Below are 18610 nucleotides of genomic sequence, written 5' to 3'. Positions count from 1 at the left end.
ACAATTCAAAGAACCCAACGAGGTCCTCTTATGCCGGCTCCACTGCCATTGCTCATCGCTGCGCTGCATTCACATGCGCACCCGCATTCACCCATGCGCACCGCGCTGCGATAAGGAGGAGCCGCTATGTCGACTGGTCTTCTTGCACTCCTGGCGTTTTCCCCCATCTTGCTGGCCGCTATTTTGCTGATCGGCCTGCGCTGGCCGGCCAAACATGCCATGCCGCTGGTCTATTTGCTCACCGCAGGCGTCGGCCTGTTCGCTTGGGACATGAGCGTTAACCGCGTGCTGGCCTCCACCGTGCAAGGGCTGCTGATCACCCTCGGGCTGCTGTGGATAATCTTCGGCGCGATTTTGCTGCTCAACACGCTCAAGCACTCCGGTGGTATCACCGCGATTCGTGCAGGTTTCGCTACCATCAGCCCGGACCGGCGCATTCAGGCGATCATCATTGCCTGGCTGTTTGGCTGCTTTATTGAAGGCGCGTCCGGCTTCGGTACGCCCGCTGCCATCGCTGCACCACTGCTGGTGGCCATCGGCTTCCCGGCTATGGCAGCGGTGCTGATGGGCATGCTGGTGCAAAGCACGCCGGTGTCGTTCGGGGCGGTGGGTACGCCGATCATAGTCGGGGTCAACACCGGTTTGGACTCGGCCACTATCAGTGCACAACTGCTGGAACAAGGCTCGTCATGGGCGCAGTTTATGCAGCTGATCACCAGTGAAGTGGCGATTATCCACGCCATCGTCGGCACCGTGATGCCGCTGGTGATGGTGCTGATGCTGACCCGTTTCTTCGGCAGCAAAAAAAGCTGGAAAGCCGGCTTTGAAGTGCTGCCGTTTGCGCTGTTTGCCGGCCTGGCCTTCACCATCCCCTACGCACTGACCGGGGTATTCCTCGGCCCAGAATTCCCGTCGTTAGGCGGTGGTTTGATTGGCCTGGCGATTGTCACTAGCGCCGCACGCATGGGTTTTTTGCTACCGAAAACCACCTGGGATTTCGCCCCGGCGGACAAATGGCCGGCTGAATGGCTGGGCAGCGTGGAGATGAAACTCGACCAATTGACCGCTAAACCAATGAGCGCTCTGCGCGCTTGGCTGCCCTATGTACTGGTCGGCGCACTGCTGGTCATCAGCCGAATCTTCCCTGAGGTAAGTGCCGCACTGAAAAGCGTGATGCTGAACTTTCCCGACCTGCTCGGTGAAACCGGAATCAGCGCCAACTTCCAGCCGCTGTATTTGCCTGGCGGGATTCTGGTGGCCGTGGTGCTCGCCACGTTCTTCCTGCATGGCATGAAACTGCGCGCCCTCGGTTCAGCGGTCAAAGAGTCGTCTGGGGTGCTGCTCAGCGCCGGCTTCGTGTTGCTGTTTACCGTGCCAATGGTACGCATTCTGATCAACTCCGGGGTCAATGCCGGAGAGCTGTCGAGCATGCCGATCCTGATGGCACGCTGGGTCGCCGACAGCGTGGGCGGCATCTACCCGCTGCTGGCCCCGAGCGTAGGTGCGCTAGGGGCGTTTATTGCCGGCTCCAACACGGTGAGCAACATGATGTTCAGCCAGTTCCAGTTTGGCGTAGCCAACAGCTTGGGTATCTCCAGCGCGCTGATTGTTGCCGTGCAAGCCATCGGTGCTGCAGCAGGCAACATGGTCGCCATCCATAACGTGGTCGCCGCCTCAGCGACAGTCGGCCTGCTCGGCCGTGAAGGCAATATTCTGCGCAAGACGGTCTGGCCTACCCTTTACTACGTGCTGTTCACTGGCCTGATCGCCCTGTTTGCGGTGTACGTACTGGGTATCAGCGATCCGCTGATGGCAGGCTAATAACTGGCAGGGGCTCTAACCGAGCCCCTGCCGTTGCAGTAACCCTTTTTGCTCCGTGGTGACTTCATGATCATTTCTGCCTCCACCGACTACCGCGCCGCCGCCCAACGCCGCCTACCGCCGTTTTTGTTCCACTACCTCGACGGCGGCGCGTATGCCGAGCACACGCTCAAGCGTAACGTCTCCGACCTGGCGGATATCGCCCTGCGCCAGCGCGTGCTGCGCAACATGTCGCAGCTGAGCTTGGAAACTCGCTTGTTCAATGAAACCCTGAGCATGCCGGTGGTGCTGGCCCCGGTTGGCCTGACGGGCATGTTCGCCCGCCGTGGTGAGGTACAGGCCGCCAGGGCCGCTGCTGCCAAGGGTATCCCCTTTACCCTGTCCACCGTCTCGGTATGTCCAATTGAGGAGGTCGCCCCGGCCATCGATCGGCCGATGTGGTTTCAGCTGTACGTGCTGAAAGACCGCGGCTTTATGAAAAACGCCCTGGAACGCGCCAAAGCGGCGGGCGTGACCACCCTGGTGTTCACCGTCGATATGCCGGTGCCCGGCGCCCGCTACCGCGATGCTCACTCAGGCATGAGCGGCCCGAATGCGCCGCTGCGGCGCATGCTACAAGCCGTCACCCATCCGCGCTGGGCTGTGGATGTCGGCCTGCTCGGCCGGCCCCATGACTTGGGCAATATCTCCACCTATCGCGGCAACCCCACCGGCCTGGCCGACTACATCGGCTGGCTGGGCAATAACTTCGACCCCTCGATCAGCTGGAAGGACCTGGAATGGATTCGTGAGTTCTGGGACGGCCCGATGGTCATCAAGGGCATCCTCGACCCGCAAGATGCCAAGGATGCGGTGAGCTTCGGTGCCGACGGCATCGTCGTCTCCAACCACGGCGGCCGCCAGCTCGACGGCGTGCTGTCCAGCGCCCGCGCCATGCCGGCGATTGCCGACGCGGTGAAAGGCGATTTAGCCATTCTGACCGACTCGGGCATTCGCTCCGGGTTAGACGTGGTGCGCATGATCGCCCTAGGCGCAGACACCGTGATGCTCGGCCGCGCCTTTGTCTACGCCCTGGCTGTTGACGGCGAAGCCGGCGTAAGCAACCTGCTGGAGTTGATTGAAAAAGAAATGCGCGTGGCCATGGTGCTGACCGGGGCCAAATCGATCAGCGAGATCAGCGCTGATTCCTTGGTGCGCGAACTGCACCACGCTGCATCCTGACACCGGAGCCCGCATGAGCCTGCCTGCCACTTTTATATCCGCCGTCGAACACCTGGTTCCGGGTGACCGTCGTTTCGATGACCCGCTGTCGACACTGGCCTTCGGCACCGATGCCAGCTTCTATCGGCTGATCCCCAAGCTGGTGGTGCGCGTCGAAGCCGAACTAGAAGTAGTTGAGCTGCTCAAGCTGGCAGGCGCCCATCAGGTGCCAGTGACCTTCCGCGCCGCCGGCACCAGCCTGTCCGGGCAGGCCATCAGCGATTCCGTGCTGATCGTCTTGGGCGATAACTGGAACGGCCGGGAGATTCGTGGCGAAGGCACGCAGATTCGCCTGCAACCCGGAGTTATCGGTGCCCAGGCGAATGCCGTGCTGGCACCGTTTCAGCGAAAAATCGGCCCCGACCCAGCATCGATCAATGCCTGCAAAATCGGCGGCATCGTCGCCAACAACGCCAGCGGCATGTGCTGCGGCACCGCGCAGAATACCTATCACACCCTGGCCGGCATCCGCTTGGTACTGGCCGATGGCACGGTGCTCGACAGCGAAGACCCACTCAGCGTCACGCGCTTTTTCGCCACCCACGCCGACCTGCTCGCGCAACTGGGCGAGCTGGGCAAACAGACCCGCGCCAACAGCGCGCTGGCCGCGAAAATTCGCCACAAGTACCGGCTGAAAAACACCACCGGGCTGTCGCTCAACGCCTTGGTGGATTTCGACCAGCCGCTGGATATCCTTAGCCATTTAATGGTCGGCTCCGAAGGCACCCTGGGCTTTATCAGTGCGGTGACCTACAACACCGTGCCCGATCATCCGCACAAGGCCAGCGCCCTGCTGGTGTTCCCCGATGTAGAAAGCTGCTGCCGTGCGGTGACCGTGCTCAAGCAACAGCCGGTGTCCGCTGTCGAACTGCTGGATCGCCGCAGCCTGCGCTCGGTACAGGACAAACCCGGCATGCCGGAATGGGTCAAGGGCCTGTCCAACAGCGCCTGCGCCCTGCTGATCGAATCGCGCGCGGCCAGCCAGAGCCTGCTGCACGAACAGCTGCAGCTGATCATGGCGTCCATCGCCGATTTCCCCCTGGAAAAGCAGGTGGATTTCAGCGAAGACCCAGCCGTTTACAACCTGCTATGGAAGATCCGCAAGGACACCTTCCCCGCCGTCGGTGCAGTGCGCCAGACTGGCACAACGGTGATCATCGAAGACGTGACCTTCCCCATCGAACAGCTCGCCGAAGGCGTCAACCGCCTGCTCACGCTGTTCGATAAACATGGCTATGACGAGGCGATCATTTTCGGTCATGCCCTGGAAGGCAACCTGCACTTTGTGTTCACTCAGGGCTTTGATAGCGAGGCAGAGAAAACCCGCTACTCAGCCTTTATGGACGACGTCACGCAACTGGTAGCCGTTGAGTTCGGCGGTTCGTTGAAAGCTGAACACGGCACCGGGCGCAATATGGCGCCCTTCGTCGAGCTGGAATGGGGCCATGAGGCCTATCAGCTGATGTGGCAAATCAAACGCCTGCTGGACCCGCAAGGCATCCTTAACCCGGACGTGGTGCTATCGGATGACCCGCAAATTCACCTGAAACACCTCAAGCCGCTGCCGGCAGCCGACGCGATCATCGACAAGTGTATCGAATGCGGCTTCTGCGAGCCGGTCTGCCCATCCAAGGGCCTGACCCTGAGCCCGCGCCAGCGCATCGTGATCTGGCGCGATATCCAAGCAAAGCAACGCGCCGGTATCGACACCCGCGAGCTGGAAGCGGCTTATCAATACCAGGGCATCGACACCTGCGCCGCCACCGGGCTGTGCGCCCAGCGCTGCCCGGTGGGCATCAACACCGGCGATCTGGTGCGCCAGTTGCGCGGCCGTGATGCCAACAAGCAACGCAGCGCCGACTGGCTGGCGAACAACTTCCACCGCACCATGCAGGGCGCACGCGTCATGCTGCATGTGGCCAACGGCGCACGCCTGCTGATGGGCGCGCCGCTGCTCAGCCGCACCTCGGCCGCCATCAGCAAAGCCAGCCAGGGTCGCGTGCCGCAATGGTCCCCAGCCATGCCGCAACCGCTGCAGTGCTTGCAACTACCGGCGGCCATCGAAGACTCGCGCCCGCGAGTGGTTTACCTGGCGGCCTGCGTGTCCCGCGCCATGGGCCCAGCAGCCACCGATACCGAGCAAATGCCACTGCTCGACAAAACCCGCGCGCTGCTGGAAAAAGGCGGCTTCCAGGTGGTGTTCCCGGCTGAACTGGACAGCCTCTGCTGCGGCCAGCCGTTTGCCTCAAAAGGCTACAGCGAGCAGGCAGAGCGTAAGAAACAGGAACTGATCGACGCCTTGCTCAAAGCCAGCCGTGGCGGCCTTGACCCGATTTACTGCGACACCAGTCCGTGCACCCTGCGCCTGCTTGAGAATGGCCTGGATAGCCGACTCAAATTGCATGACCCGGTGAAATTTATCCGTGAGCAGTTGCTCGACCGCCTCGACATCCGCCCGCAAAAAAAACCCGTAGCGGTACATGTCACCTGCAGCACCCAACATCTGGGCGAGGCTCAAGGATTGATCGATATCGTCCGCCGTTGCACCAACGAGGTGGTCATCCCCGAAGGCATCCACTGCTGCGGCTTTGCCGGCGACAAGGGTTTTACCACCCCAGAACTAAACGACCACGCCCTGCGCAACCTGAAATCCGCCGTACAGCACTGCGAAGAAGGCATCAGCACCAGTCGCACCTGCGAAATCGGCCTGAGCCAGCATGGCGGTATCGATTATCACGGGCTTGTTTACCTGCTGGATCGAGTGAGCCAGCCAAGAGCCTGACTGGGCGATAGTCATTTCATATCCATGAACCGTTGCTGTTTCGGCAAACGCTCACTGTGGAGCCGAACCCAGCCGCGCTGAAAGTTGAACTAGCTTTACCCATCGACGGTCACTCTTAAGCCTGAATGATTTAGGTGGATAAATAACTCGTAGCATCAGAACCCTTATAAAGGCGCGAGATGCCGAGAGACTATCAACGATGAGAGGACTATCCAGATGAAGCGTATTGCCTTGTTTTTCTCCTTCGCCGTACTCGCCTCCCCAGCGTTTGCTGCCGAGGACTTGTGCACCGTGAAAATGAGCGAACTCAATGACAGCATGTTAGTAATCGAGAACCTCGGCTCGCCCCTCAAAGAACAAGTTGAAGAGCACAAAATGCAGGCCGATAACGCCAAAAAAATGGGCGACCTAGAAGCGTGTGCCACGCATGCAACCAAGGCCTTAAATCTGCTAAAAGAAACCGGCGGCGAAGCCAGCTAACTTCCGTTAAAACAGCCAATAAAAAGACCGGCACACGCCGGTCTTTTTATTGGCTGTTCAATGCATAGGTCGCACTTGTTTTTGGCGCTATATTTTCTACAGTGTATTCACACCCATAGAGGATAAATCCCATGCGCCGTATTGCCGCTTTTTTTGCCACCGCGTTACTCAGTACCTCACTCTGGGCCATGCATTGCCCAGCCGATATGGCCAAAATTGATGAAATGCTAAAAACCAACCCGCCGAGCGATGCCACAGTGCTGGCACAGGTGCAGCAACTTCGCAGCGAAGGTGAAGCCCTGCACAAGGCGGGCAACCACAGCGAGTCGGTCAAGGCACTGGGCGAAGCCCTGCAACTGCTCAACGCCAGCGAATAAACGCCTTAATTACTCAGCAGGCGGAGCACCTTCGGCAACACAGCCCAAGGCGCTCACGCTGACAAACTCACGAAGCGCGCCCTGAACTTGCGGCAGGCCGGGGGGCTCTTACCCACCACCTCAGCCTGCTATTTGGGCTGCACCGATATGTCCTCACTCACTGCATCCTGCTCGGTCGGAGCCGCCGCGCCTGGCAGGTCGATCCAGAAACGGCTGCCTATGTCGACACTGCTGCTGAAGCCCATCTCACCCGCCATCAAGGTGGCTAGCTCAAGACACAGCACCAAACCAATCCCGGTGCCGGGGATGCTGGAATTCTCTCGCCCCAAACGCTGGAAGGGCTGGAATAAACTGGCCTGCTGTTCAGCGCTAAGCCCCACGCCGCTATCCTCTACCCACAGGCGCACGCAGTCCGAGCGCACCTCATAACCCATCCAGATTAAGCCTTGCTGGCGGTTGTACTTGATCGCGTTGGACAGCAGGTTGAGTAGCACCTGGCGCACCCGGCGTATATCTGCCTGCACATACAGTCCCGCATCGGCTTGCGCCAGCACCTGCAACTGCAATTGCCGTTGCTGCACATCAGGCAGCACCAACTCAGCACAGCCACGCAGCAGCGCGCCCACTTCCACCGGCTGCAACTTGAGCTGCTGGTGGCGGCTCTCGATGCTCGACAGATCGAGAATATCGTCCACCAGTGACGTCAGGTGACGGCTAGCATTGACGATCTCACGGGCATAATCAGCCTCCTGCTTGGCCTCTGGCTTGTCTTGTGCCTCCAGCTCAATTAACTGAGCAAAGCCAAAGATGGCATTGAGTGGTGTGCGCAACTCGTGGCTCATACTCGACAGAAAACGGCTCTTGGCCTGGCTGGCGGCTTGCGCATCCAGGCTGGCACGGCGCAGGTCTTCCTGCACGTGCTTGAGCCGGGTGATATCGACATGGGTACCTGCCACACACATGGCACGACCATGGCTGTCACGCTCAAGCACCTTACCGCGACTGAGCAGCCAGACGTACTCGCCATGGGCATCTGCATAGCGGTATTCCGCCTCGAAACGGTCATCGCCGCTGCTGGAGAAGAGCTCGCGCAGGTGGCGAATGCGCTCCAGATCATTGGGATGTACGCGCTGATTGTACTCACTGATGCTCATGTTCGAGTGCGACAGACCGAAGCGTTTGAGGAAGCGCTCGCTAAGGGTGATGCTCATACTCTCAGCTTCAACTTGCCAGAGGTTCTCCGTGGTGTTCTCCAGCACCAACTGGAGAATCCGCTGCGCCTCCATACGCTGCACTTCACTGGCCTGTAACTGCTCGCCGGTATGTCGCACCGCTGCGGCCATGCTCAGCAACTCATTAATCTGGCTATTGGGCGCTTTAGGTTGATAGTTACCTTGGCCCAGCTCACCCATCATCCTGACAATGCCATCAATCGGTTGCACCAACTCCCCACTCAAGCGCCGCGAACGCAACCACATGAAGGCAAAGAACAACAGGTAAAACAACGCCAGGCCGATAATCAGCAGGTAACCGATGTGCAGGTAACGCTCAGCCAGCCGATTAGTCTCGCTAAAGATATCCGCTTCATCGACCACCAGCACCAGCTGCCAACCGGTCTGCGGGATCTCACTCCAGGCGATCAACTGCTTGCGCCCATCCAGCAAGACTTCCTGCACACCACCCTGCCTGGCTGCCATGGCCTTTAACAGTGGCTGCATGTCTGCACGTTTTGCCAGATTGAAGTCCTCGGGCTTGAGCACTTCCCGTCGCACCGCCTCGGCATAGGAATACTCTGTCAGTTCGCGCAGACCGAAATCCGCCTCACCGGCATTCGGCAACGCCATGATGTTGTGATCGCGGCTGACCAACATGGCATAGCCCTGCCAAGGCACATCCAGCTCACCGATCTCACCGAGCATCTGCCCGATAGTGATATCCAGCCCCACTACACCTTCAAGGAAATCACCACGATAAACCGGTGCTACCGCCGACAGCATCCACCCCATGCCGGCCGGGTCGAGATAAACCTCGGTCCAGGCTACCTTGCGCTCAGGATTGTGCTTCGCGTCTGCCAGGTAATAGAAGTTGTAATCGGGTATCACCATGTCATGGGGATACTGCTCGGGCGTCGCAAAGAAGGGATAGATGCGGTTGTAGCTGTCCCAAGTATTGAAATACGCCGCTGCCACCCTTGGGTTAGCCGCCTGGATCGAACGCATCAAGGGATCAAGCTGTGCCAGACGCAAGGCCTTGCCGTGATCCTGCTGTGCCAGCGGCGTACTGTTGGCATAAAAGGAAGCCGCACGCCCGTCATCACTGCGGCTGTAAAACACCCCGCTGTCGGTCAGCGCATGGCGCTGGCGCTCCAACGCATCGGGCTGAAACCCAAGGTTATCCAAGGCATTAAGCGCTGCATCACGAAATATCTGCACCTGCATTTCCACCGAACGCAAGCGGGCATTAATCACTTGGCCTTCGCGCACAGCAGCTGCCGATAAATCATCCAGCGCGCTCTGCTGCAAATGTTCGATCTGCGCATCGCGAATCGACGCATTACTCAACAGGTAAACCGTAATCAGCACCGACTCGACCAGAATCAGCGGAATCAACGCACTCTGCACAAAAACGCGCCAGATCCATTGACGTATAGGGTAACGCGGCGCGCGCGGCATACGAGGGTCTCATCCAAAAGACAAAGCAAATCTGCAGGTTACGATCATAGCCGGCAAACCCTTCAACGTCCGCTCGCTAATTACCGGGTCGACGCTGCGGAACCTTTGGCGTAGACTGCCGTCCTAGTACCAGCAACACAAGTTTTGGGGCCGATTAGGATTCGACGCCGGTAGTGAAACTTGAGGGGCATGCCGAGTTGGTAACAGAACTCGTAAATCCACTGTTGCAAAACTCTATAATTGCCAATGATGACAATTACGGTGCTCAACTAGCTGCGTAAGCAGCCTAGTCGCACTTCTGGTAGCTTCGGCTCCAGCAATCATTAGGGGATGTCTGTAAACCCGAAATGATTGTCATATAGAACAGAATCGTCGCCTAGTACGTTGTGGACGAAGCGCCTAAAACTTACACAACTCGCCCAAAGCACCCTGCCCGTCGGGCGGCCAAGGGTTAACTCAGTAGACACGGCTAAGCATGTAGAACCAACAGCGGAGCACTGGCGGACGGGGGTTCAAATCCCCCCGGCTCCACCAAATAGAAGCACTTAAAGCCCTGATTTTCCTCGGAATTTCGGGGCTTTTTGTTTCTGGCCTCATAGAGGTGTCGAAGAACTGTCGAAACTCGCCAGTGGCCCTAAACGCACGGCATCAAGCAGGTGATCCGGTGCCAAGTGTGCGTAGCGCATGGTCATGGCTAGGCTGGAGTGCCCTAGGATCTTTTGCAGGGTCAGGATGTTCCCGCCGTTCTGGATGAAGTGGCTGGCGAACGTGTGACGTAGACCATGGGCGGCCTGCCCTTTCGGAAGCCTGATAGTCGTCTTGGCCAAGGCTCGTCGAAATGAGGTGATAGCCGAGTTAGGTAGGCCATGCTGTTTCCAGTGGCGAACGATCCTAGCTTCTAGCCCTGGAGTGATCGGAACCGACCGAACCTTGCCGCTCTTCGTCCCGCTGAACGTGATCACCGCATTGCGTAGCCCTGTTGGCTTGAGCTTTTCGGCTTCTGACCAACGAGCACCGGTAGCCAGACAGATAAGCGTGATGATCTCAACATGAGGGTTATCGCAGGTGCGGCGGATGGTTTCCAAAAGCTCGGCAACCTGATCAGAGGTGAGCCAGGACAATTCACGCTTTGGGATCTTCAATTGCTTAACTAGGGCAACGGTTTGGCGTATGTGATGGAAATAAATACCTAAAGTCATAGCGAGGTCGCGAAAAAGTAAGTCATAGCCCACCTTGGTGCTGCCAACCCTCGAGGGTGAGTTGCCGATAAAGAAAACTGACAACAAGGTAGACGACTGGTCTATTTTTAAATATATTGCAGACCACAGGTTAAAGCCGCTCGACGAGTGCTCGAACCTGCCAATGCATAAGACTGCATCGTGCAAGACACTTGGCAAGCCGCACAGCACACCTAGCGCATTCATTTAACGTCGTGCCAAGCCACGAGAGCTAAAGCATCCTACTTTGCATAAAAAGTAGACGACTGGTCTATTAAGGATTAATCGCATGTTTAATTTCGATTTTTACAACCCTACCCGCATTGTCTTTGGCCACGACACGATCGGCCGCTTAGCGGATTTAGTGCCGGCTGACGCGCGCGTTTTAGTGCTTTTTGGCGGCCAAAGCGCTCGCAAAACCGGCACCCTGGCGCAAGTGCGTGAAGCGCTTGGCGCCCGGCACGTGCAGGAGTTCGATGGGATCGAACCGAACCCAAGCTATGAAACATTGATGCAGGCCGTGGCGCTGGTGCGTGAGCAACAGCTGGATTTCCTGCTCGCGGTGGGCGGCGGCTCAGTGATTGATGGCACCAAGTTTGTGGCGGCCGCGGTCGGCTACGACGGCGATGCCTGGGACATCCTCGAAACCCGCGGTGCAAAGATCCGTCACGCCCTGCCGTTCGGTAGCGTGCTGACGCTGCCTGCCACCGGCTCGGAAATGAACCACAGCGGCGTGGTCACGCGTCGGGCAACGCAAGACAAACTGCCGTTTCGCAGCGTGCATGTGTATCCGCAGTTCTCGATTCTCGATCCAACCAAGACCCAGACCCTGCCAGCTCGCCAACTGGCAAACGGCGTGGTCGACGCGTTCGTGCATGTGATGGAGCAGTACCTGACCTACCCGATCGACGCTCGCGTGCAGGACCGCTTCGCCGAAGGGTTGCTGCAGACCCTGATCGAGATAGGCACGCAGGTACTGGAGGAGTCCGCCGACTACAGCACCCGAGCCAACCTTATGTGGACGGCCACTTTGGCGCTCAATGGGCTGATCGGCGCGGGCGTGCCACAGGACTGGTCCACCCACATGATCGGCCATGAACTGACCGCACTGCACGGCATCGATCACGCACGCACGCTGGCCATCGTGCTGCCCGCGAACCTGGAAGTTCGCCGTGAAGCCAAACGCGCCAAGTTGCTGCAATACGCCGAGCGGGTTTGGCAGATCCGCCAGGGCGACGAAGAACAGCGGATTGACGCCGCCATCCAACAGACCCGGACGTTCTTCGAGAGCCTCGGCCTACCGACGCGCTTATCGGCCTACCAGCTTGGTGCTGACGCCATCGATGCGCTGATCAACCAGCTCGCCGCTCACCGCCTAACCGCCCTCGGCGAACACAACGACGTCAACTTAGACGTCAGCCGCCAGGTGCTTGAAGCAAGCCTCTAAGCTGCGCCGCTAGCGCTGCACACCCACGCTAGCGGCACATAAGCAAACAGCCACTTTTAACCGCAAGGTAAACCACATGAAAATCCTCCTCGTTCTGACTTCCCACGAGCAACTTGGCGACACGGGTGAGAAGACCGGTTTCTGGCTCGAAGAGCTAGCCGCGCCCTACTACGCCTTTATCGACGCCGGCGCGCAACTGACCCTGGCATCGCCCAAAGGCGGCCAGCCGCCGCTTGACCCAAAGAGCAACGAGCCCGACTTCCTGACCGATGCCACCCGCCGTTTCGAGACTGATTCAGTCGCCATGCACGTGCTGGTCAACACCTTAACGCTGAGCGACGTTTCCAGCGCCGAGTTTGATGCCGTGTTCTACCCCGGCGGCCATGGCCCGCTGTGGGACCTGGCCGAAGATGCCGCGTCCATCGCCTTGATCGAGCGCGCCATCGCCGCCGGCAAGCCGGTCGCCGCGGTTTGCCATGCGCCTGCGGTGCTGCGCCACGTCAAGGGCAGCGATGGCCAGCCATTGGTCGCGGGCAAAGCGGTCACCGGCTTCAGCAACAGCGAGGAGGAGGCTGTGGGCCTGACTCAGGTGGTGCCGTTCCTGGTCGAGGACATGCTCATGGCCCAGGGCGGTCATTACAGCAAGACCGCCGACTGGCAGGTGCATGTCGTCACCGACGGGCTGCTGATCACGGGCCAGAACCCGGCCTCCTCCGAAGCCACCGCCCACGCGCTGCTAAAACTGCTGGCCTAAGGCCGGCGTCACGCCTCTGCCGACGTCGGCAGAGGCGCACTTTTCGCCCGTGGCCGCTAGGTGGCGGCGGGCCTCACCAGGAATGTAAAAATGGATACAAGTCGCTTCTTTCAGTCGGTGCAACTCGGCCCGTATGTGCTCAACAACCGCATCGTCCTGCCGCCCCTGACTCGCTCGCGCAGCACCCAGCCGGGGAATATCGCCAACCCGCTGATGGCCACCTATTACCGGCAACGTGCCGGCGCAGGCTTTATGGTCACCGAAGGCACGCAGATCGAACCACGCGGCCAGGGCTATGCCTGGACGCCCGGCATTCACAGCCAGGCGCAAATCGACGGTTGGCGCAACGTCACCGACGCCGTGCATGCCGCCGGCAGCATCATTTTTGCCCAGCTCTGGCATGTCGGTCGAGTGTCGCACACCTCGCTGCAGCCCAATGGCGCCGCGCCGGTAGCGCCGTCGGCTATTGCCGCGACCAACGTCAAGGTGTTCATTGAAACCGACCCAGGTGCCGGCGCCCTGGCCGAGCCTTCAGTGCCCCGCGCCCTGAGCAATGCCGAGGTCAAAGAACTGGTGCAGCTTTACGCGCAGGCTGCTCGCAACGCCTTGAGCGCTGGCTTTGATGGCGTAGAAATCCACTGCGCCAATGGCTATTTAGTCAACCAGTTCATCTCCGCGCACAGCAACCAGCGCGACGATGAATATGGCGGTTCGCTGCACAACCGTTTGCGCTTCCTGCGCGAGATTGTTCAGGCCGTATCCGAGGTTGTCGGAGCCGACCGACTGGGCGTGCGCTTCGCGCCTTTGTTTGAAAGTACAGCAGAGGACCGGGTCTACTTGGGCCTGGTTGAAGAAGACCCGCACACCACCTACATCGAGGCCATCAAGGTGCTCGAAGAGGCTGGCATCGCCTACCTGTCGATTGCTGAGGCCGACTGGGACAATGCCCCGACGCTTCCCGATGACTTCCGCAGTGAAGTCCGGCAAACCTTTAGCGGCCGCATCATCTACGCCGGCCGCTACACCACAGAACGCGGAGCGCAAACCCTAGAGGCGGGTTTGGGCGATTTGATCGCCTTTGGCCGTCCGTTCATTGCCAACCCGGATTTGCCGCAGCGCATCGCCAATGGCTGGCCGCTCAATCCGGTCGACCCCAGCAGCATGTACGGTGGCACGGAGAAAGGCTATAGCGACTACCCCACCTACGCCGAATAACCCAGCGCCAGCGGCCGTCACGGTTTAATCCTGACGGTCGTTTTTTTAGGGCCATAAAAAGCGCCCGCACTTCTCTGACGACTGCGCCGTCGCGCAGAGTGGCTGACGCTTTTATCCACCTTTTGGATAATGGCGAGCCTCACGCGGCGACACGTCTGATCGTTGCCCAAGACCTGCCTTCAAGCCCACACTCACGCACGACGAGGATTGATAACCCGGCAGAGCATTAAGGACTTCTCAACATGAGCGAACTGCACAGCACCCCGGACTGTATCGGCCTGGTACTCGCCGCCGGCTACGGACAACGCTTCGGCAGCGACAAACGCCTGGCCAAGCTGGCAGACGGCAACAGCCTGCTGGCCACAATATTGCTGCGGGCGCAAGAAGCCTTCAGCGATGTTCGCGTCGTGCTAAAAGCCGAGGACGATGCCCAGGCCCTGGCTATTCCACCCGGCGTTCAGCTGGTACGTGCGGCCCACGCCAAACAGGGCATGGGCTCAAGCCTGGCTGCCGGCATCCAGAGCCTGGCACACTCGCAGGCCACTGCGGTGGCGGTGCTGCTTGGAGATATGCCGTGGATTTCTGTCGCCACCCTGCGGCAACTGCGAGCGCAGGCCCACGCTGAACATATCGTCGTGGCTTACTGCGAAGGCCAGCGCGGACACCCCGTGTTGTTCGGCCGGCGCTTTTGGCCGGAATTGATGCAACTGCAAGGGGACAATGGGGCCAAGGGTTTAATCGCCACCCATGCGCAGCAGGTGATTGAGGTGACGCTTGCTGACAGCGGCATTCTGCAGGACGTCGACAAGCCCGCTGACCTCAGCCCCCGAGCGTCTTCATAATCAGGGCGCTGCCGGTAAACGTAGCGTCTTGTTTATCCCCCAGCGCACGGCTGAGCAAGCCTGCCAGCTGCGGCTGTGCCTGTTCACTCGGCAGCGCCAACAGCTCACCCATAAAATGCCCGCGATTCGATGACAGGCACCCGTATAACCAACCCGTAGACGACAAACGCAGGCGGCTGCAGCTCCGACAAAACGGCACGCTTTCGTTGGCAATAATACCGAACGCCCCACTCTCGCCAACGCTATAGCGCAGCGCGGTGGAGTCAACCGGCGCCTCAGCCTGACTGAATTCATAATGCTCACCGATGAGCTCCAGCAGCTCGCGCTGACCGACAAACTGTGCGCGGAAAGCCTCTGCATGCTGGGCCAGATGGCCCATGCGCATGAGCTCGATAAAGCGCAATTCGTAACCCCGCTCCAAACAGAACGCCAACATGGGCATGACTTGATCGAGGTTGCTGCCACGCATCGGCACCATGTTGATCTTGATGCTCATGCCGGCTCGGCGCGCCTGCTCGATACCGCTGAGCACCGTCTGCAGGTCGCCGCCCTTGGCGATCGCGCGAAAGGCGCTCGGGTCGAGCGTATCGAGGGACACATTGAGCCGCTGGATGCCGGCGCTGCGCAGTAACGGCAGTTTGCCGGCCAGCAACTGGCCATTAGTAGTCAGGCTGATGTCCTGCAACGCCAATGCGCCTATCCCCTGGAGAAAAGGCTCCAGCCGGTCACTCAACAGCGGCTCGCCGCCGGTAATGCGCAGCTCCTCAACACCGGCAACATCCCTGAGCAACTCGACGGCACGCAGCATCGACGCGGCCGTCAGCTCATCGCGTGCGGCCACCAAGCGACGGCCATCGGCCACACAGTAGGTGCAGGCGTAATTGCATGCGGCAGTCAGGCTCAGACGAAGTTTGCGAAAACGCCGACCATGTCGATCAACAATCACCCGACAACGCCCGTACGGGGATCAATGGCGGGTTCGATGTCCTCCGCCAGCGCTTCAAGCACATAAACCTGACGATCGCTTAACAGCTCGCCCAAGGCATTGGCCATGGCCGTGTAATGTGGCATCTGCCGATGGCGCGCTATCGCCTCATGGCTGGCCCAGCGCTCGACGAAGACAAAACGCCCGGCCTGTTCAATACAGCGATTCAGGACGTAAGACAGGCAGCCGTCTTCGGCGCGCGATGGCTGCACACAGGCGCGCAGAATCTGCTCGACCTGCGACTCTTTGCCAGCCTTGGCTGTCAGTATCGCTACAACGCGTATGGCTTGACTCATGCTGATGGGTTCCTCGGTTGATAAATTGTTAACGCTGCACGGCCACCAGCCGACAACCTTCTGATGCAATATCCGTTTGATCCCGGCCAGCCATCAGCACAGGGTCGCTGTCATGGATGCTCGCAGATCTGAAGCGCAGGCTGCCGCCACTGCGGCCATTGAGCACCGCCTGAATTTCCGCGAGCATCGCCATGGCCACGCTTTCCGGAGTGTCGCCGCCCAGGTCCAGGCCAATCGGATAATGCAGATTCGCCAGCCCCGGCAGCTCGCCCTGATGCTCGTGAATGCCGGCCAACAGGCGCTCGGTGCGCTCGCGCGGGCCTAACTGGCCGACATAGCAGGGTTCACTGTGTAACGCGCCCTGTAGCCAATGCGCGTCTTGCACCAGGCTGTGCGTCATCACCGCCACCGCGGCCCCGCGCACCAGTTCGTGGTAAGCAAACGGCTGCTCAACATCGCCGACCAGTACCTGGTCAGCCTCGGCAAAACGCTCGGCTCGGGCGAAGTGCGCCCGGCCGTCGATCACCGTGACATGCCAGCCCAACAGCTTGGCCATGCGCACCAGCGGCTGGGCATCATGACCAGCACCAAACACCACCAGACGTCGCACAGGCGGTAAGTACTCCAGAAGCACATCGACCTCGCCCGAGCCATTCGGATAGAGGCAGCGGGATGACTTGCCGCGCACCAAGGTCTGTTGCAGGTCTGCGCGGATCTGTTCAGCCAGCCCCGAGTGCAGCAGCTCGCCCCTAGCATGCTGCCCAGGCACCAAGAACAGGCGCGCGCCTAAGCGTGGCGAAACGCCCGCCGGGCTGGCGATCACCGTGGCGATGGCCGCCGGTTGCTGGCTGTCACGCACGCTGAGCAAGGCATCAACCAAGGCGCAAGGGCCGCCGGCAGGCAGGCGCTCGAACAGCACATGCACCTTGCCGTTGCAGCCCAGGCCGAAACTCAGCGCTTCCTCGCTGGCCTCATCCGCCTCGGCGGTGCTGTAGCTGCGCAGCGCCGGCCCGGCTTCGGTCAGCCACCAGGCCTTTTTCGCCACTTCCGCCTCCAGGCAGCCTCCACTGATGGTGCCCTCGGGCCTGCCGAAGCGCGACACCAGCATGCGCGCACCGGGCCGCCGATACGCCGAGCCCTCGACCTTGACCACAGTCGCAAGCACCGCTTCGCGGCCAGCCTCGCGCTCGGCCAGGAGCGCATCCAGCAATGTGTTCAGGCCCGACATACGGCACCTCCGCTCAATGCAGGGACTCGGTCCGGCGCTTAGCCACAGCTGGCACCGATACCTGCGCACCACTGTCGCCAAAGCGCTGCAGCATGAAGCTGCTCAGCGCGGCCAGCTCTTGGTCGTTGTAAATGGTACCGAACGACGGCATAAGCCGGTCTACTGGCATGTCGGCCGATCCGTGTCCACTCAACAAGATGCCGAGCAAGTTGCTGGCGGCAGGGTCGTTGACCGTCTTCAGGCCCAACAGCATGGCCGTTTGACTCTGGCTGCCAGTGCCGTCCCAGCGGTGGCAACTGGCACACGCGCCGGCGAACAGCTTGTTGCCAAGGGCATTGCCGCTGCCCGGTTCAGCAAGCGTGACCTGCTGTGGGCGAGGCACGCCTTCAGTGCGCGGCGCTGACTCCTTGAGGAAGACGGCGATCGCCTGACGGTCAGCGTCGGTCAAATGGCGCAAGCTGTTCTCCACCACCTCGGCCATGGGTCCCGAGGACAAACCCAAGCCTGGCGCTGCGCCATCCTTCAAATAGCCTGCAAGCACGTCCGTGGGCCAAGCACCAATGCCGTGCACGGGGTCAGAGCTGATGTTGTAGGCGTTCCAGCCCTGAAGCAGGTTACCGGCCAGCGAGCGGTCGCTGCTGACCGCCTGAAACAGGTTGCGCGGCGAATGGCACTCGCCGCAGTGGCCCGGCCCTTCTACCAGGTATTTACCGCGATTCCACTCCTCTGAATGCTGGCTGTCCGCCTGGAACCGCTCGTCATCGAGGAACAGCAGATTCCAGAAAACCATGCCCCAACGCTGGTTGAACGGGAAGCTGATGTGGTTTTCCCGCTGCGCCTGTTCGACAGGCTCTAAGCTGGCGAGATAACCCTTGATAGCCAGAATGTCATCGCGTGACATCTTGCTGTAGGCGGTATAGGGAAACGCCGGGTAGTAGTGTTTACCATCGCGGCCCACACCCGTCTGCATCGCGCTGACGAATTCGTCATCGGTCCAGGCGCCGATACCGGTTTTTGTATCCGGGGTGATGTTGGGCGAAAACAGCGAACCGAATGGCAGCTTGAACTCGACGCCACCGGCGAAGGGTTCACCGCCGGGCACGGTATGGCAAGCCACGCAATTGGCGGCGCGCGTCAGGTATTCGCCCTTAGCGAGCGAATCGTCTTGCGCATAAGCCGCTTGCACCAGCAGAGCAGCGCTGGCGAGCAGCAGTAGGTTGCTTATTAATTTCAT

General features: G+C 60.0%; 15 protein-coding genes and 1 other RNA gene. 10 read left to right on the top strand and 6 right to left on the bottom strand.

The annotated features are described in order from the left end of the window. Positions 1 to 126: 126 nt before the first annotated feature. The 5 genes from BMZ32_RS15640 (at position 127) to BMZ32_RS15620 (ending at position 6720) form a co-directional block, all read left to right on the top strand. Positions 127 to 1821: an L-lactate permease gene (locus tag BMZ32_RS15640; protein WP_090243623.1), complete on the top strand. Its 1695-nt coding sequence runs from the start codon at positions 127 to 129 to the stop codon at positions 1819 to 1821. Between the two features lie 66 nt (positions 1822 to 1887). Continuing rightward, entirely contained in the window at positions 1888 to 3042 is a 1155-nt protein-coding gene (lldD, locus tag BMZ32_RS15635) for an FMN-dependent L-lactate dehydrogenase LldD (protein ID WP_090243621.1), read from the top strand. A gap of 13 nt (positions 3043 to 3055) precedes the next feature. Further along, positions 3056 to 5863: an FAD-binding and (Fe-S)-binding domain-containing protein gene (locus tag BMZ32_RS15630; RefSeq protein WP_090243619.1), complete on the top strand. Its 2808-nt coding sequence runs from the start codon at positions 3056 to 3058 to the stop codon at positions 5861 to 5863. Between the two features lie 216 nt (positions 5864 to 6079). Continuing rightward, the gene (locus tag BMZ32_RS15625; RefSeq protein WP_090243617.1) at positions 6080 to 6343 is read left to right on the top strand and encodes a hypothetical protein; all 264 of its coding nucleotides are present in this window, start codon (positions 6080 to 6082) and stop codon (positions 6341 to 6343) included. Positions 6344 to 6474: 131 nt separating this feature from the next. Then, positions 6475 to 6720 carry a hypothetical protein gene (locus BMZ32_RS15620; RefSeq protein WP_090243615.1) on the top strand — a complete coding sequence of 82 codons (246 nt, stop codon included), beginning with the start codon at positions 6475 to 6477 and terminating at the stop codon, positions 6718 to 6720. 128 nt (positions 6721 to 6848) lie between these two features. On the opposite strand, the gene BMZ32_RS15615 is transcribed toward BMZ32_RS15620, so the two are convergent. Continuing rightward, on the bottom strand, positions 6849 to 9392 hold the full coding sequence (locus BMZ32_RS15615; protein WP_090243613.1) for an ATP-binding protein: 2544 nt from the start codon (positions 9390 to 9392) through the stop codon (positions 6849 to 6851). 146 nt (positions 9393 to 9538) lie between these two features. Here BMZ32_RS15615 and ssrA point away from each other — a divergent pair. Further along, positions 9539 to 9926, top strand: a transfer-messenger RNA (tmRNA) gene (ssrA, locus tag BMZ32_RS15610). 59 nt (positions 9927 to 9985) lie between these two features. On the opposite strand, the gene BMZ32_RS15605 is transcribed toward ssrA, so the two are convergent. After that, positions 9986 to 10816 carry a tyrosine-type recombinase/integrase gene (locus BMZ32_RS15605; protein ID WP_090243611.1) on the bottom strand — a complete coding sequence of 277 codons (831 nt, stop codon included), beginning with the start codon at positions 10814 to 10816 and terminating at the stop codon, positions 9986 to 9988. Between the two features lie 82 nt (positions 10817 to 10898). Between BMZ32_RS15605 and BMZ32_RS15600 the strand changes: the two genes are divergently transcribed. The 4 genes from BMZ32_RS15600 to BMZ32_RS15585 all read left to right on the top strand — a co-directional run bounded on the left by BMZ32_RS15600 (position 10899) and on the right by BMZ32_RS15585 (position 14867). Next, entirely contained in the window at positions 10899 to 12056 is a 1158-nt protein-coding gene (locus tag BMZ32_RS15600) for an iron-containing alcohol dehydrogenase (RefSeq protein WP_090243610.1), read from the top strand. Between the two features lie 76 nt (positions 12057 to 12132). After that, entirely contained in the window at positions 12133 to 12810 is a 678-nt protein-coding gene (locus BMZ32_RS15595) for a type 1 glutamine amidotransferase domain-containing protein (protein WP_090243608.1), read from the top strand. A gap of 90 nt (positions 12811 to 12900) precedes the next feature. After that, positions 12901 to 14025, top strand: coding sequence for an alkene reductase (locus tag BMZ32_RS15590; RefSeq protein WP_090243606.1), 1125 nt, complete (start codon positions 12901 to 12903; stop codon positions 14023 to 14025). A 242-nt stretch (positions 14026 to 14267) separates the two neighbouring features. Next, complete coding sequence (locus BMZ32_RS15585; protein ID WP_090243604.1) at positions 14268 to 14867, top strand: nucleotidyltransferase family protein; 600 nt, start codon at positions 14268 to 14270, stop codon at positions 14865 to 14867. On the opposite strand, the gene BMZ32_RS15580 is transcribed toward BMZ32_RS15585, so the two are convergent. The 4 genes from BMZ32_RS15580 to BMZ32_RS15565 are packed head-to-tail and all read right to left on the bottom strand — an operon-like array spanning position 14845 to position 18610. After that, positions 14845 to 15813: a GTP 3',8-cyclase MoaA gene (locus tag BMZ32_RS15580; protein WP_090243602.1), complete on the bottom strand. Its 969-nt coding sequence runs from the start codon at positions 15811 to 15813 to the stop codon at positions 14845 to 14847. The genes BMZ32_RS15585 and BMZ32_RS15580 overlap by 23 nt on opposite strands. Continuing rightward, positions 15810 to 16148: a putative quinol monooxygenase gene (locus BMZ32_RS15575; RefSeq protein WP_004574290.1), complete on the bottom strand. Its 339-nt coding sequence runs from the start codon at positions 16146 to 16148 to the stop codon at positions 15810 to 15812. Before BMZ32_RS15575 ends, BMZ32_RS15580 begins: the two co-directional genes overlap by 4 nt. Before the next feature lie 28 nt (positions 16149 to 16176). Then, positions 16177 to 17376: an XdhC family protein gene (locus tag BMZ32_RS15570; RefSeq protein ID WP_090243600.1), complete on the bottom strand. Its 1200-nt coding sequence runs from the start codon at positions 17374 to 17376 to the stop codon at positions 16177 to 16179. A gap of 13 nt (positions 17377 to 17389) precedes the next feature. After that, entirely contained in the window at positions 17390 to 18610 is a 1221-nt protein-coding gene (locus tag BMZ32_RS15565) for a cytochrome c (RefSeq protein WP_090243598.1), read from the bottom strand.

Source organism: Pseudomonas guineae (assembly GCF_900113745.1).
GTDB lineage: Bacteria > Pseudomonadota > Gammaproteobacteria > Pseudomonadales > Pseudomonadaceae > Aquipseudomonas > Aquipseudomonas guineae.
The sequence above is the reverse complement of the archived record's forward strand: the minus strand, read 5'-3'. Positions and strand labels throughout refer to the sequence as shown.